The following is a 15214-nucleotide window of genomic DNA, read 5'->3' as shown; positions in this document are numbered from 1 at the left end:
TGGTCGGCCAGGGTCAGCGTTCGGTTGGGGTTAGTACGAAGACGCGGATCGTACGGTCGCCCGCGCGGTCGACGTACGTCTCGTAGGCGGGCCAGACCCCGGTCACCAAGGCCCACACCCGTTCCCGCTCGGCGCCTTCGGCGAGCGTGGCGTGCACGGGGATCTCCCGGCCGTGCGCGGCGACGACCGCTGCTGGATCGGCGAGGAGATTGCCGGACCAGGCCGGGTGGTGGGTTTGTCCCCAGTTCGAGGCGGTCACGACGAAGTTGTCGCCGTCGGGCGCATAGAGCAGCGGAATCGTCCGCGGCTGGCCCGTCTTCCGGCCGGTCGTGGTGAGCAGCAAATGCGGCAGGGCGGACATGCCGACGATGGTGACGCGTCCCTTCGTACGACGTTGCACCCAGCGATCAACCGGTACGACGGCCCGGCCGAGCGCGGCGAACCAGCGGGTATGTCCTAGCTTGCGGATGACATTCGTGTACCAGCCCATGCCGCGCAGTCTGCCGGGGCCCCGAAAGCGGGTATGCATGGGGTGTGAAGATCCACCGCCTCACCACCTTGGTCCTGCTCGCCGGCCTAACCCTGACCGCGTGCGGCGACGAGACCGACCCGGCCGGCCCATCAGCATCAACGCCACCCACGCCGACCACCTCGACGGGTAGCCCCACGACGGGGATTCCGTCGACGGGTACGACGCCTGGTCCGTCGTCTTCGGCGCCCACGCCGACCACCTCGACCAGCCCATCGCCGACGAGCGGTGCGCTGCCGCTGGTGCTCACCCGGGATGGCGGATTCGCCGGCTTCGCGGACCGCATCGTGATCGGCCAGGACGGCATCGCCGACGTAACCACCCGCCGCGGCAAATCCCGCTGCCGCGTCGAAGCCGGCCTCCTCGCCACCATCAAAACGGCCGCCGCCAAAGTCGACTGGTCATCGCTGAACCCCAAGCCCCCAACGGTCGAACACCCCGACGACATGATCGTCGCCGTCTCCGCCCACGGCGGCATCGCCCGCCTCGAAGACCCCCGCGTAAAACCACTCTCCGGTCCCTTGGCCAAACTCCTCACCGACTCCTACCGCGCCACCCCCGACCGCACCCTCTGCAAACCCCTCTAACCCCACTCAATCGCGGCGCGCCCCTTCCCACCACGACGCGGCGCCCCTCCCCCTCTGCGTTGGCGCGCGCCCTTCACACCGCGACACGACGGCGAGTCGGTGCTGGACGAGGCGAGGTCCTCCGAGTGGAGTGGGCTGTCTGACGGCACCCAGTGCTCCCGCCGAGGCGACCGGTTACCGCCCTATTCCGAGGGTCGACCTGCGGAATAGGGGGTGGACTCGCCAAACTTGCCGGGTCGACCCCAAGGCCGGTTAGTTAGGCGGGTTGGTGGGCTGTCAGGGCGGTGGAGTGAGGATGTCGATGTTGATGGTGGCTTGGTAGGTGGTGCGGTTGGTGTTGGGTCCTTTGGCGGGGTATTTGGAGGTGGATCGTTTGACGGTGCGGGGGCCGAGGCGGGTTCGGCGTGGGGGTAGCAGGTTGGCCAGGACGAGTCGGCCGATGTGGCCGACGAGGTCGATTACGGTGCCGGCGATGACGCCGGTGGCTTGGATGAGTTGGTCGCGGGCGGCGTTGAGGGCGATGGTGAAGCTGGCCCGGTCGGGGTCGGTGCCGGGTTGGGTGTCGGTGGCGTCGGTCATGGCTTGGCGCAGGACCTGGTAGGTGATCAGGAGTGCGTAGACCTCTTGGGTGATGCCTTCAGGGGTGCGGGCGCGCAGGACGTGTCCGCCGAGGATGGTCGATTTGATCGCCAGGTAGGCCGACTCGATTTCCCAGCGCTGGTGGTAGAGCTTGACCAGGTCGATGGCCGGGTGGTTGCCGGGGTCGAGCAGGGTGGTGACGAGCCGGTAGGTGCCGGTGCGTCGGCCGTTGCTGGTGGCGATGGTGACCTCGGCCTCGATCACACGGACTGGAGTCGTATCCCACATCGACAGGTAGGAGCCATCGCGGTGGCGCTGCAGAACAGGGAGTTTGCGGTTGTCTTTGCAGCGGATCAGCAGGTCGGCGCCGGCGTCTGTGATCGCGGTGATGACCTGCCGGGCGGCGAAGTTCCGGTCGGCCAGCACGATCATCCCGCGGCGCAGGCTGCGGGCCAGTAGCGGCGGCGCATAGCGGGTTTCCCCGATCAGAGCTGACCCGAAGGCCGCGTCGATGATGGTGCGGGTGCCGCAACACACTACGACCATCAGCCGTAACAGCGGATAGCCCGATCCGCCGTGGCTGCCGGTCTGTTTGGTGAACACGCCCAGATTGGTGGCGGTGTCCGGCACGGTCATCGTGGTGCCGTCGATCGCGGTGACCAGCAGTCCCCGCCACCGCACCCCGGCAGCGGCGATCGGCGCGGACGGGCCACGGAGCAGGTCGAACAAGGCCTTCAACGGTGCAGCACCGAGTCGCCGCCGGGCATGGGTCAACGCGGCCGCGGTGGGTGTCGCGACGGTCAGGCCGTGCAGCCCGGCCACCAGCCGGTGCCACACCTGGCCATAGCCACGATCGCTGAACAGGCACCCCGCCAAGACCAGATACACCACCACCCGGGCCGGCAGATCACGCACCCGGGCCTGCGTCCTGCCAGTCTGGGCGAGAGCCTCATCGACCATCTCGAACGGAATGAACTGGGTCAACTCGCCCAGATGACCAGGCGCGAACGCACCCTCAGCCACCCTGATCGTGCGAGTAATGACAGACTGAACAGGCAGCGGAGCCTCACCGGTAGCTGGTTGTCTCGCGAGGACAAACCTGTCTACCCGCGGAGCTCCGCTGCTCGATGTCCAACACGCCCACCCAGTCCTGGGCAACCACCCGAAACGCCTAACTAACCGGCTTTGGGGTCGACCCCCCATTCCGAGGGTCGACCCTCGGAATAGGGAGACGCACAGCCGGAACTGGGAGGGCGCTTGTCTCAACTTGGAGTGGCGCTGCGGATGTGGAGGGTTGGCCACCAAGATGGCGGGTTCAACCTCGCGATCCGAGGGGTTAAGCCGGGATCTTGGGGGTTAACGTTTGAGATTCTGGGTTCTGGGCCGGCTATTTGGCACCGGAACCCAGCAGATCAAGGGATAACGCACGATCTGCGGACGCCAAACCCCGCGAAGGCCCGTACGGCTGTCCTTGTGAGCGGGCTGGACGTTTGCAGGGCCGAGAATCGTCAGGCCAGCTCGCAAAGACGACGACCAGCGCCGAACCTGGCGACTCGGCGCGTGCATCGACGGCGGCGCGCACCTTCCTGAGCGGACTGGACGTTTTTGGGGACGGAAAACGTCCAGTTCGGTCAGGAAGACGTCGGGCCGCGGATGGATCACCCGTCGGCTGTGCTCGGGTACCCCGGCGGCGAGCCCGGGAGCTACCGAACGGCCCGAGCTGGCGCGAAGGCCCGAGGCCCGCCGGCCGTAGACCGCAGCAGTTGCCGCGGTTCCGGCGTATGACCCGTTGGCGGTGGCTATTCGTGAGTGGAAGGCGTTAGCAAACGGGCAGAACTCACCCGTCCCCCTGAATAGCCCGCTGTACTTTGGTCGGTTCGGGTGGGTCAAGGGCGCGTTAGCGTCGGCGGTAGCCGATGGAGCCCTTGACGCGGCCCGGGCCGGCCTGACAATTCGGAAGAGGCAAGGCAAGGGTGGCGGGCGGGGTGCAGGATGCGGCAGGCGGGGTGCCGCAGGCGGCGGATAGCGGGCGGTGTGTGGGGGAACAAAAGTGAGCGCTGCTACTACCTGCGGGCGGTAGGTAGTAGCAGCGCTGCGGGGTTGGACTAGTTGGCGATTAGGGCGACGTCGTCGATTACGAAGCTGGTTTGCAGGGAGGAGTCTTCTGCGCCCAGGAACTTCAGGGTGACGGTCTTTCCCTTGTATTGCAGGACGTTGAACGTCTTTTGCACGTACGACGTGTTCTTGTTCAGGTTCGAGTACGTCGCCAGGGTGGTCGTCGTCGTACCGTCCACCACCTGCACCTTCACCGTGTCGTAGACCGTCGAGCTAGTCGTCTCGGTCGTATCGATGCGGATCCACAGCGACAACGTGGCTGCGGTCGACGTTGACGGGATGGCCACGGACTGCCCGATGTTCTCGGTGCTGGTGTTGCCGTTGCCCATCAGCCACGCCTTCCAAGTGCCGCCGTGCGCGGGCTTGGAAGTGCTGCTCGTGACAACTCCGGACGTCCCGGTCCAGTTGACCGCGCCAGACTCGAAGCCCGGGTTCTTGACCACGTTCGTGCCAACGGGCGGCTCCGGATCGGCGTAGTCCTTCTGCGCGTAGTTCCAGACCATGTGGCCGATGGCATCGATGTTGCGGTCGATCGCCGTCAGGTTCAGGTTGTTGATGTTGTCGCAGGAGCGGTGGTAGCACGGGTCGTACGCTTGGCCCGCCGTACCGCCCCACTTGGTCGCCTGCGCGGAGGTCTTGATGCCCTCGGCGCCGGTGAACGTGCCCGCCGTCGCGATGCCCGAGGCGCGGAAGGCCGCGTGATCGGAACGGCCTTGGACGTCGATGTACTCGGTCTGGATGCTCTTGCTGGTGAAGTACGCCGTGAGGTCGTCGCGAGCGCCATTGCCGGCCGGGTTGTCGTTGTAGACGAAGTAGCCCGGGTTCGGCGAACCGATCATGTCGAAGTTCAGGTACAGCTCGAGCTTGTCCTTGTCAGCCGCCGACAGTTGGCCGACGTAGTACTTCGAACCGAGCAGGCCGATCTCCTCCGCACCCCAGAAGCCGAAGCGGATGCGGTTGCGCGGGGTCTGGCCGCTGGCGGCGTACGCGAGGGCCACTTCGAGCACACCCGAGCTACCGGTGCCGTTGTCGTTGATACCGGGGCCGGAGCTGACGCTGTCCAGGTGCGCGCCGGTCATGACGACGTGGTTCGCGTCGCCGTGCGGCCATTCCGCGATCACGTTGTACGACGTACCGGCGGAAGTCGAGAACGACTGCATGGTGGTCGTGTATCCGGCGGCGTCGAGCTTGGCCTTCACCCAGTCGGCGGAAGCCTTGTAACCGGGGCGACCGGTGTAGCGGTTGCCGCCGTTGGCGGTGGCGATCTCCTGGAGCTTGTCCAGGTGTGCCTTGGTGTTGGTGACAGAGATGTCCGGCGACTCGACCGCGGTGGCCGAGGACGGAGCGAGCAATACGGTGGCGGCCGTCAGGCCCAGCGCACCGAGTCCGGTCGCCACCCGGAGCAGAGACGTTCTCATAGCGGTCCTCCTCGAACCTCGAACAACGACACAAGGCACAGATCAAGGGAGTGTCCGGGGTGGAGCCTGGGCGGAGGCCCCACCCCGGACACGGTCAAACGGTCAAGCTGTTACCGGCTGATTCAGCCGGCGAGCAGCGAGGTGTCGTCGATGACGAAGCTGGTCTGGAGGGAGTAGTCCTCCGCGCCGAGGAACTTCACCGTGACGGTCTTGCCCTTGTACGCCGACACGTCGAAGGTCTTCTGCGTGTAGGTCGTGTTCTTGTTCAGGTTCGAGTAAGTCGCCAGCGTGGTCGTGGTCGTACCGTCCACGATCTGCACCTTCAACGTGTCGTAGACCGTCGAGCTGGTGGTCTCCGTCGTGTCGATGCGGATCCAGAACGAGAGCGAGGCGGACGGGGCCGTGGCCGGGATGGCGACGGACTGGCCGATGTTCTCGGTGCTGGTGTTGCCGTTGCCCATCAGGAAGGCCTTCCAGCTACCGGTGCGAGCCGGCTTGGTGGTGCTGCTGGTGATGACGCCGGCGGTTCCGGTCCAGTTCACCGCGCCGGACTCGAAGCCCGGGTTGAGGAGCCGGTTGGTACCGGTCGGCGGCTCCGTGGTGCCGTCGCACTTGGCGGCGCCGGCCGGGACCGAGATACCCGTGAAGGCGGCCTCGATGCCCTTGCACTGGGCGGACGTGGCGCCGTACAGCTCCTTGGCCGAGGTGATGGCGCCCTCGCGAGCGTCCTTGTAGGTGCTGCCCGAGCTGAGCTTGGTGCTCAGCGTGCGGTACCAGACCTTGCCGACCACGTCGCGGCCGACACCGGTGATGGTGGAGCCGTCACAGGCGGTGCTGGTGTGGGTGACGCCACCGAAGACCTTGCTACCGGTGCCCTCAGCGGCCAGGTACGCCCAGTGGTTCAGCGGGCCCGACGAGTAGTGCGGGTCAGCGCCACCGACGGAGCTGCTCCAGCAGTCGTAGCTCCGGCCGTCCTTGCTCGGCTTGTCCATGTAGCGCAGCGGCGTGCCGTTGCCACGGATGTCGATCTTCTCGCCGATCAGGTAGTCGCCCGGGTCCGAGGTGTTGTTCGCGGAGAACTCGACCAGGGTGCCGAAGATGTCGGAGGTGGACTCGTTCAGACCGCCCGCGTCACCGAAGTAGTTCAGGTCGGCGGTGGCCTCGGTGACACCGTGGCTCATCTCGTGACCCGCGACGTCGATCGAGGTCAGCGGCTTCACGTTGCCCGCGCCGTCGCCGTAGGTCATCTGGGTGCCGTCCCAGAAGGCGTTCACGTAGGCGTTGCCGTAGTGCACGCGGGACCGCGCACCGACGCCGTTGTTGAAGATGCCGTTCCGGCCGTGCACGTTCTTGAAGTAGTCCCAGGTGAGCTGCGAACCGTAGTGCGCGTCGACGCCGGCGGTCTGCCGGTTCGAGGGCGAACCGGTACCCCAGGTGTCGTCCGCGTCGGTGAACAGGGTGCCCGTGCCGGACGTGCCGCCGTTCAGGTCGGTGGTGTTGTTACCACCGCGACCGGTGTCCTTCAGCTCGTAGTTCGTACCCGGCTTCGAGGTGCCGATCGACACCTGGCCCGAGTACATCGAGTTGCCGTTACCGGTCCGGACGCGCTCGTTCGCCGCCAGCACGGCGCCGGTCGACGCGTCCAGGTAGGTGTGCAGCTGCGACGGCGTCTGGTCGGCCTTGACGCCGGTCGTCACCACCTCGTACGCGAGGCGGGGCTTGCCGTCGGCGGCGAAGATGACCAGGTCACCCTTGTTGGTCTTCGGGGTGTACCCGGCCGCCTTTGCGCCCTTGGCCTCCGCCGAAGCCTCGGACACCTTGGGCGTGGTCGACGCCACCGCGACCGACTTGGCGCCGCGGTTGTAGGTCACCTTGGAGATGGCGCCCTTCTCACGGCGCACGATCAGGTCTCCGCCGAGAACCTTCAGGCCGTTGAAAGTGCGGTCGTACCGGACGAACTCGGTGCCGTCGGAGTCCTTGACCACGTCACGGACCACGAGCTTCTCGCCGCTACCCAGGTTGAGGGCAGCTGCGGTCTGCGCTGCGCGACCCTGCTCGGCCTGGAGTGCGGCCTGCTGGGCAACGCCGGCGTTGGGGAGTCCTGCGGTGGGCAGGCTCGCCCCAGCGGGCGAGACGGACATGCCCGCTGCTGCGACCATGACCACCGCCCCTACTGATGTCAGTCGTTTCAAGACAACATCTCCTCACGGTGTGGTCGCTGTTTGGGCGCAGCGACCGATAACAGATGGGGACGCCGGATGAATGACACAACGGTGCCACTGCCAACATGTGACACTTCGTGTCATGACATGCGAGTTCTGTTACATCCGACTGAGGGAGAACTCTCGACCCCGCAGAGCCGCGAGTCAAGGGATTCCAGCGAAACGACAGGGAAAACCTGCAATGACCGCGCTGTCAGCGAGGCGCGGCGACGAGGGCCCGAAGGTCCTCCGGCAACACAACTGGTTGCTTGCAGGTGAACTTCTCACAGACGTACGCCGCCGGCTGTCCCGAAACGAGGTCGCGAGACAACATCAGCGGTACGTCGCTGCCAGGCGATCCGCTCGCGAGCGGGGTGCCCCACTGCGCCTCGACCAGGGCCGTCCGCAACAACTCGGGCGACTCCCCCACGATCGCGATCTCCTGCGGACCGGACGCGATCGTCTCGGCCACGGCCAGCCCACGCCCGGCGAATCGCGCCGCCCGCGCGCCCAATCCGGCCGACGCCGCCAGCGCCTGACCGGCCGCGAGCTCATGCCGGGCCGATCCGGTCACGCCGGCATAGACCATCAACGCCTCTGCCGCGAGGGATACGCCGGACGGGCTGGCGTTGTCGGTCGGGTCCTTCGGCCGCCAGACCAGCGCCTCGGCGTCGTCGGCCGTGTCGTAGAAGGTGCCGTCAGCAACGAAATGCTCGAGCACCCGGTCGAGCAGTCCCTCGGCGACGGGCAGCCAAGACGCGTCACCGGTGATCCCGAGCAGAACCAGGCAGGCGTGCGCATAGGCCGAGTAGTCCTCTAATACGCCGAGCGCATCGCCACGACGCCCATCGCGGGAGGTCCGGTAGAGGAGGTCGCCGTCGAGGTGGACGTCGCGGATCAACTCTGCCGCCTTGACCGCGGCCGCGACGTACGCCGGCTCCTGGAAGATCACTCCCGCACGGGCGAGGGCGGAGATGGCCAGACCGTTCCAGGCGGCAACCACCTTGTCGTCCCGACCGGGCCTGGTTCGAGTGGCGCGAGCGGTTCGGAGCGCCGTACGGGCGGCTTGCCAGCGGTCGGCGTCGTCCGGGTCCTGGTGCAGCTGCAGCACGGATGAGCCGTGTTCGAAGGTGCCGGCCGGGATGACCTCGCACAGGCGCATTACCCAGGCGGCCTCCTCCGGGCCGAGCACGTCGGTCAACTCGGAAGGCGTCCACACGTAGAAGCGGCCCTCCTCGCCCTCGGTGTCGGCGTCGAGCGCGGAGGCGAAACCACCTTCCGGCGTACGGAGCTCGGCGAGCAGGAAGTCGGCGGTCTCCCGCGCGATCCGCTCGGCCAACGGCGTGCCGTCGACGGCCCACCAGTTCGTATAGACGTCGAGCAGCAACGCGTTGTCGTACAGCATCTTCTCGAAGTGCGGCACCACCCATTGCCCGTCGACGCTGTATCGCGCAAAGCCGCCGGCCAACTGGTCGTACATGCCGCCGCGAGCCATCCGCTCACAGGTCTTCGCGACCATCGTGAGCGCCTCCGCCGACAACGTCCGCCGGTGATGCCGCAGCAGGAAGTCCAGCACCATGGACGGCGGGAACTTCGGCGCTCCCCCGAATCCCGCGTCGACCGGGTCGAAGTCGCGGCCGAGCTGGGTGACGGCCCGGTCCAGCAGATCGTCGTCATAGGCCACGCCGCCGGTGCCGAGATCGCGTGCGGCCAATTGGTCCACGATCGAGCTGCCGATCTCGGTGATCTGGTCCCGCTTGTTGCGCCAGGCATCGACCAGCGCGGCCAGGATGTCCTGGAACGACGCCATCCCCGGCCGGCCCTCGAGCGGGAAGTAGGTGCCGGCGAAGAACGGTTTGCCGTCGGGCGTGAGGAAACAGGACATCGGCCAGCCGCCCTGACCGATCATCGCGACGGTGGCGTTCATATAGATGGCGTCCACGTCGGGCCGTTCCTCGCGGTCGACCTTGATACAGACGAAGTGCTCGTTCAGGTACGCCGCGGTGGCCTCGTGCTCAAACGACTCGTGCGCCATCACGTGGCACCAGTGGCAGGCCGAATACCCGACCGACAGAAAGACCGGCACATCGCGCTCGCGCGCCTCGGCGAACGCCTGCTCCGACCAGGGCCACCACGCGACCGGGTTCTCCGCGTGCTGCAACAGATAGGGACTGGTCGAACTGCCTAGGCGATTCACCCAGGTCAGCCTAGTGGCACTAGCCCAGCGGCGTATGGGTCAGAGTCGGTCGAAGCCGGCGAACGGCTCGCGAACGACGACCGGTGACTCCGAGTCAGCGCTCACCTGTGCGAGGGCGGCCATCGTCTGCAGGACCTCCGGGTTCGGCGTCCCGTAGACCTGGATGGTGCTGTCGGGCTCCAGATACTCCGCGTACGCCTCGGCGAAGTGCGCCTTGCCCACTGCCATGTGGGTCAGCATCGACTCCGGGTCGGGGTGCACCTGGACCACGGTGACCAGGTCGGAGTCGGGCGCGGCGTAGCCGTAGAACGACAGCAGTCTCGGCTCCTGTGGCTCGACGACGTCGGTGCAGAAATCGGCGAAGTGGCGATGGAACGCCTCGCGCTTGCCCGGCTTGATCCGGTGGGTTCCGATGAAGACGAATGGTGCGGTCATGATGCCCTCCTGATGTTGCGACCCGACGGGTCCGGGCCGGTGATTCCACGATCCGGCCGGCGGGCAGGTCCCCACTTCGGCAGATCGGGCCGGATTTTGGGGCCTGAGGCATGGGTAATTCTGCCCAACGCCGGCCGGTGGCAAGATGAAGCTGGAGGACACCGATGGTCGACGCCGGAAGCCACCTCGCCCGGGCCCGTGAGCACTTCGACGGCTCGCGCTGGGGGCAAGCGTGCGCGGAGTTCGCGGCCGCTGATCACCTCGAACCGCTGGGCGTCGACGACCTCGTCCGGTCTGCTGAGGCCGCGCAGATCTCCGGCCGCATCGACCAGGCGATCGGCGCTCTGGCCCGGGCCTTCGAGATCCACGCGAGCGCCGGGGAGATCCATGCCGCGGCCAGCGCGGCGTACTGGCTGTGGAGCGCCCATGTGTTCGCCCGAGGCGAGTTCGCGCTGGCCCACGGCTGGGTCGTCCGGGCTCGCACCCTGGCCGATCAGCACGGTTCCGCGTCGGACGGTTGGCTGCTGGTGCCGGAGGCCTATGCGTACCTGGGCAAGGCCGATTTCGAGGCGGCGGCCGGACTGCTGCACCGGGCCGTGGAGCGGGGCATCGCCGCCGGCGACGTGGACCTGGTCACCATCGCGTCCGTGATGCGCGGCCGTGCGCTGCTGAAATCCGGGGCCATGGACGCCGGATTGTCCTTGCTGGACGAGGCGATGGTGCGCGTGCTGACCCGGATGACCTCGCCCCGGACCACCAGCGTGATGTTCTGCGCCGCGATCGGCACCTGCTACGAAGTGCAGGAATTACGCCGTGCCTGCGAGTGGTCGGTCGCGCTCGATCAGTGGCTCCAAGAGCTCGACCGACTCGAAGGCGCCTACTTCGCGAACTGCCGGATCTATCGCGCGATGCTGATGCGCCTGCGCGGCGACTGGCCACGGGCGACGGCGGAGTTCGAGCAGGCCTGCCGCGACCTCGCCCACGACGGCAAACTCGTGGCCGGCCACGCCTGGTACGAACTCGGCGAGATGCGCCGGCTGCGGGGCGACTCGGGTGTACTCGACGCGTACGAGCGTGCCACCAGCCTCGGTCGCTCGGCCCAGCCGGGCCTGGCGAAACACCACCTCGGCCTCGGTGCGGTCGAGGTCGCCCGGACCGGACTTCGCCGGGCCCTTGCCGAACTGGAAGAGCCGCTCAGCCGATTCCTGCTCCTGCCGACCCTGATCGCGGCCTCGATCGAGGCAGCCGGGTGGGACGAGGCGCGCGCGTCCCTGGCCGAGATGGCGGAAGCCGAGCAGAGATATCCCACTCCGGCCGTGCGCGCGCAGGTCGCCGAAGCGCGCGGAGCGCTCGCCCTGGCTGAAGGCCGGACGTCGGAGGCGCTGGCCTGCCTGCGCAAGGCCACGCAGGGGTGGCGTGAACTCGGCGCACCGTATGAAACAGCCCGGGCGTCGGTGTTGGTGGCCGCCGCGTGTCAAGCGGTCGACGACGAGGAAGGAGCCGCGATGGAGCTGCACGCCGCGCTGAACAGCTTTGCCCGGCTCGGCGCACGGCCCGATGCGACACGGGTCAGAGAGCTCCTGAACCAAACCGACGGTGACCGGCATCGGCTGAGCCCGCGGGAACTGGAAGTGCTCCGACTGGTTGCTGCCGGCAAGACCAATGCCGCGATCGCGACCGAACTCTTCCTCAGCGAGCGCACCGTCCATCGGCACGTGAGCAGCATCCTGGCCAAGTTGGGCGCCTCAACCCGGACCGCGGCGGCCACCTACGCCGTCCAGCACGGCATCGTCTAAAGCGGCGTGTGCGCCATTGCGACGGAGAGGCCGATGGCGATCGCGAGGATGAAGAGTTCGACGGCGACCAATCGCCAGAAGCGGCGGCCGACATCCGCGAGGGTGGTGATGGCCTGACGGCGGTGCCACAAGCCGCCCACGATGAGCAGCACGAACGCGACCGCCTTCGCCAGCAACAGTCCGCCGTACCCGCCGGTGAATAGACCGCCATTCACGACGGTCTGGCGGAGCAGCCCGGTCAACAGACCACTCAGCAGTACGGCGATGGCGGCGATCGTGGCGACCCGGTCGAACCGTCGCAGCACCAGGGGCAGTCCCACCCGGCTGCCGCGGCCGTAACGGACAACGCCCGCGAGGCCGCCGATCCAGACCACTGCCGCGATCACGTGGACGATCAGACCGATAGCCGCCGGTACGACGTTCGGCTCGTTGCGCGGGAAGGCCGTCAGTACGGGCGGGAGGATCGCCGCGATGGCGAGAACGCCGGCGGTCATGGTTCGCGGCGAGGTGCGGATTCTGCCCGCCGTACCGGCGATGAGTGCGGCCAGAACCGCGGAGGCCAGCAGGGCTTGGACCTCGGGCAAGGCCAGCGCCGAGCCCAAGCGGCCGAACAAGAGGCGGAAGGAGACGCCGAGAATGCTGGCACCCGCGGTGAGCGCGCCGAGCACTGCCGCGAGGCTCCAGACGACCGCGGCCTTACCGGCGTCGCGGACCGCGCGCTGTCCCTGCGTTCCGAGCGGGCCGCCGTCGGTGCGCAGCAGGAAGAGCACGCTCAGCAAAGCACCAACGCAACCGATGGTGGCGAGGTCCATGAGCAGGCTGACCAGTGGTGACGTCCAGGCGACGACCAGGCCGCCGCTGGAGAGGTCGAGACCGCCGTCAGTACCGATCGCGCCGGTCGAGAGCAGACCGATGAACGTGGCGAGGGCTGCCAACGTGACCGCGGCAGAGCCCCCGAGCACGACGCGGCCGGGTAGCCGGTGGCGCGGGCCGGCAGGGCCCGTCACCACACGTTGCCGATCGCGGCGCCACGGATGAGCACGCGATCACTATAGGAGTCAGTCCGGTTTGCGCTCTGTACCCGAATCCGGACGCTCTGCCGTGTCGGCCGGATCGGCCGGTTCAGCCGGGGCCTTTGGCGAGTCGTTGTCGACGGCATCGAAGTGGATCTTCTTCATCTGCTTGCCCATGTTGCGCCAGAGCAGGAAGGTCGCGCCACCGAGCGCGATGATGATCAGCAACGCCACCCAGCCGGGTTTGACGGTGTTGGGGTCGATCTCGCCCATCGGGGCCAAAGCAGCGATCATCATCACGATTTCAGTCTCTCATCATCGATTTCGTACGTCAGCGCAGGCCCTCGGTACGTCAGCGCAAGCCCGCGAACAAGTCGTTCTCCGGCAGCGCCGGCTCGACCACACTGCGCGCCAGCTCGTAATCCTCGGTCGGCCAAGCCGCCTGGTGAACCTCCAGCGGGCAAGCGAACCAGGGGCCTTCGGGATCGATCTGCGTCGCATGCGCGAGCAAGGCCTGATCCCGCAGGGCGAAGTACTCGGCGCACGGCACCCGGGTGGTGATGCGGCGCTCGTTCTCCGGGTCGGGCTTCCAGTCCTTCAGCCGATCCGCGTACGGCGATTCGAGGCCGCGCCGCAGCATCTCGTCGTGCAACGCCTTCGTACGCTCGCGGTGGAAGGTGTGGTGGTAGTAGAGCTTCAGCGGCTGCCACGGTTCGCCGAGCCCCGGGTACGCGTCGGGATCGCCAGCGGCCTCGAACGCCGCCACGGTGATCTGGTGGCACATCACGTGATCCGGGTGCGGGTATCCCCCGTTCTCGTCGTACGTCGTGACGACCTGCGGGCGGAACTCGCGAATCAGCTGCACTAGCGGGGCCGCGGCGTCCTCCACCTTGAGCGCGGCGAAGCAGCCATCCGGCAACGGCGGCAGCGGATCGCCCTCGGGAAAGCCCGAGTCGACCCAGCCGAGCCACTCCTGCCGGACACCGAGGATCTCGCGGGCCCGGTCCATCTCCTGGCGGCGGATCTCGGTGATGTTCTCCAGCACGTCCGGACGGTCCATGGCCGGGTTCAGGATCGAACCGCGCTCGCCACCGGTACAGGTGGCGACCATCACGTCGACCCCCTCGGTGACGTACTTGGCCGTCGAGGCGGCACCCTTGCTCGACTCGTCGTCGGGATGCGCGTGGACATGCAGCAGACGGAGATTCTCGGTCACAAGACACAATGGTCCCCGAAGCCCGAGGAGACCGCGTGACCGACCCACTCACTGACCATCTGGCCGCCCGTTACGGACGGTCCCGCAAGGGTGCACGCCGACCACTGATCGTCGCCGGCGCGTTGCTGGCCGTCGCCGCGCTCGGCTGGCTGATCTGGGTGGCCGTGCAGCATTCGACCCCGCCGGTGGCCTCCCGGCTGATCGGGTTCGAGATCGTCTCGCCGGCCACCGCGAAGGCCACGATCGAAGTCGAGCGCACCGACGATGTCATCGCCGCCTGCCGGGTCCAGGCGAAGGCGTCCGACTTCTCCGTGGTGGGTGAGGTGACCGTCACGGTGGCGGCCGACGCGCCGCGGCGGCAAACGCTGACCACCGATGTCAGCACCCAGCGCGCCGCCACCTCGGTGGTGCTGATCGGCTGCACCACGCCGGGCTCCGACCGACCGCGCTGAGGCTCTGACTGAACCGGTTCAGTCGGCTCACCCCTGGTAGGCTTGGTGGATTGGTCGCCGTCGACGACGGCGGCCAGAGGCATTTCAGATGGCCATCGACCGGTCATCCGATTCACCCCACGAACCACGAGGAGCAGCCCATGACGCAGAAGATTGGTGAGGAGAGCGTTGTCTGGCTGACACCGGAGGCCCACGAGCGGCTGAAGTCCGAGCTCGAGTACTTGAGTGGCCCGGCCCGCGCCGAACTCGCCGCGAAGATCGGCGAGGCACGTGACGAGGGCGACCTCAAGGAAAATGGCGGCTACCACGCCGCCAAGGACGAGCAGGGCAAGTCGGAGGCGCGGATCCGTCAGCTGGAGGACATGCTGCGGCGCGCCCGGGTCGGCGAAACGCCGAAAGCCGGTGGTGTGGTCGAGCCCGGGATGAAGGTGTCCATCACCTTCGCCGGCGACGACGAGGTGGAGACCTTCCTGCTGGGTTCGCGCGAGTTGCTCGCGCTGGACGACTCGGTCGACATCGACGTGTATTCACCGCAGTCCCCGCTGGGCGCGGCCATTCTCGGCAAGAAGAAGGGCGAGAAGGCGGTCTACCAGGCCCCCAACGGCAAGGACGTGACGGTCAAGATCGTCGCGGCGGTCCCCTTCACGGGCTGACCGCTTCTCTTCAGGAGAAGGCC

Annotated in this window: 13 protein-coding genes; 4 read left to right on the top strand and 9 right to left on the bottom strand. The window is 67.5% G+C overall.

What is annotated here, in order from left to right:
* Positions 1-13: 13 nt before the first annotated feature.
* Entirely contained in the window at positions 14-490 is a 477-nt protein-coding gene (locus tag OG394_RS35170) for a nitroreductase/quinone reductase family protein (protein WP_328991536.1), read from the bottom strand.
* 44 nt (positions 491-534) lie between these two features.
* On the opposite strand from OG394_RS35170, the gene OG394_RS35165 reads away from it, so the two are divergent.
* A complete protein-coding gene (locus tag OG394_RS35165) occupies positions 535-1116 on the top strand; it encodes a hypothetical protein (RefSeq protein WP_328991535.1) in 582 nt (193 codons plus the stop codon).
* A gap of 276 nt (positions 1117-1392) precedes the next feature.
* On the opposite strand, the gene OG394_RS35160 is transcribed toward OG394_RS35165, so the two are convergent.
* From OG394_RS35160 to OG394_RS35140, 5 genes are all read right to left on the bottom strand, one after another.
* Positions 1393-2718: an IS4 family transposase gene (locus OG394_RS35160; RefSeq protein WP_328988392.1), complete on the bottom strand. Its 1326-nt coding sequence runs from the start codon at positions 2716-2718 to the stop codon at positions 1393-1395.
* A 1082-nt stretch (positions 2719-3800) separates the two neighbouring features.
* Positions 3801-5228, bottom strand: coding sequence for a M28 family metallopeptidase (locus OG394_RS35155; protein WP_328991534.1), 1428 nt, complete (start codon positions 5226-5228; stop codon positions 3801-3803).
* Between the two features lie 122 nt (positions 5229-5350).
* Positions 5351-7387: a M4 family metallopeptidase gene (locus OG394_RS35150; RefSeq protein ID WP_328991533.1), complete on the bottom strand. Its 2037-nt coding sequence runs from the start codon at positions 7385-7387 to the stop codon at positions 5351-5353.
* A gap of 256 nt (positions 7388-7643) precedes the next feature.
* Entirely contained in the window at positions 7644-9626 is a 1983-nt protein-coding gene (locus OG394_RS35145) for a thioredoxin domain-containing protein (protein WP_328991532.1), read from the bottom strand.
* A 39-nt stretch (positions 9627-9665) separates the two neighbouring features.
* Positions 9666-10061, bottom strand: coding sequence for a hypothetical protein (locus OG394_RS35140; RefSeq protein WP_328991531.1), 396 nt, complete (start codon positions 10059-10061; stop codon positions 9666-9668).
* A 164-nt stretch (positions 10062-10225) separates the two neighbouring features.
* Here OG394_RS35140 and OG394_RS35135 point away from each other — a divergent pair, with 164 nt between their 5' ends.
* Positions 10226-11857, top strand: a complete 1632-nt coding sequence (locus OG394_RS35135; protein WP_328991530.1) for a response regulator transcription factor — start codon at positions 10226-10228, stop codon at positions 11855-11857.
* Here OG394_RS35135 and OG394_RS35130 read toward each other — a convergent pair.
* Genes OG394_RS35130 through mca form a run of 3 tightly spaced genes read right to left on the bottom strand, consistent with a single transcriptional unit; the run spans position 11854 to position 14086 of the window.
* Positions 11854-12864 (bottom strand): CopD family protein, encoded by a 1011-nt coding sequence (locus OG394_RS35130; protein ID WP_328991529.1) that lies wholly within the window; start codon positions 12862-12864, stop codon positions 11854-11856. The two genes, OG394_RS35135 and OG394_RS35130, sit on opposite strands and share 4 nt — an antisense overlap.
* A gap of 51 nt (positions 12865-12915) precedes the next feature.
* Positions 12916-13170: a hypothetical protein gene (locus tag OG394_RS35125; protein ID WP_328991528.1), complete on the bottom strand. Its 255-nt coding sequence runs from the start codon at positions 13168-13170 to the stop codon at positions 12916-12918.
* Between the two features lie 52 nt (positions 13171-13222).
* The gene (gene mca / locus OG394_RS35120; protein ID WP_328991527.1) at positions 13223-14086 is read right to left on the bottom strand and encodes a mycothiol conjugate amidase Mca; all 864 of its coding nucleotides are present in this window, start codon (positions 14084-14086) and stop codon (positions 13223-13225) included.
* Positions 14087-14121: 35 nt separating this feature from the next.
* On the opposite strand from mca, the gene OG394_RS35115 reads away from it, so the two are divergent.
* Together OG394_RS35115 and greA are read left to right on the top strand one after the other, a co-directional pair.
* Complete coding sequence (locus OG394_RS35115; RefSeq protein WP_328991526.1) at positions 14122-14538, top strand: DUF4307 domain-containing protein; 417 nt, start codon at positions 14122-14124, stop codon at positions 14536-14538.
* Between the two features lie 140 nt (positions 14539-14678).
* Complete coding sequence (gene greA / locus OG394_RS35110; RefSeq protein ID WP_328991525.1) at positions 14679-15191, top strand: transcription elongation factor GreA; 513 nt, start codon at positions 14679-14681, stop codon at positions 15189-15191.
* Positions 15192-15214 lie beyond the last annotated feature (23 nt).

Origin of the sequence: Kribbella sp. NBC_01245 (genome assembly GCF_036226525.1) — a bacterium.
GTDB lineage: Bacteria > Actinomycetota > Actinomycetes > Propionibacteriales > Kribbellaceae > Kribbella.
This window is presented reverse-complemented; position numbering and strand designations above follow the sequence as displayed.

Excerpts from the sequence above, each read along its gene's own strand:
- OG394_RS35170 (WP_328991536.1), bottom strand. The coding sequence starts at position 490 with ATGGGCTGGTACACGAATGTCATCCGCAAGCTAGGACATACCCGCTGG.
- OG394_RS35155 (WP_328991534.1), bottom strand. The coding sequence starts at position 5,228 with ATGAGAACGTCTCTGCTCCGGGTGGCGACCGGACTCGGTGCGCTGGGC.
- OG394_RS35150 (WP_328991533.1), bottom strand. The coding sequence starts at position 7,387 with ATGGTCGCAGCAGCGGGCATGTCCGTCTCGCCCGCTGGGGCGAGCCTG.
- OG394_RS35140 (WP_328991531.1), bottom strand. The coding sequence starts at position 10,061 with ATGACCGCACCATTCGTCTTCATCGGAACCCACCGGATCAAGCCGGGC.
- OG394_RS35135 (WP_328991530.1), top strand. The coding sequence starts at position 10,226 with ATGGTCGACGCCGGAAGCCACCTCGCCCGGGCCCGTGAGCACTTCGAC.
- greA (WP_328991525.1), top strand. The coding sequence starts at position 14,679 with ATGACGCAGAAGATTGGTGAGGAGAGCGTTGTCTGGCTGACACCGGAG.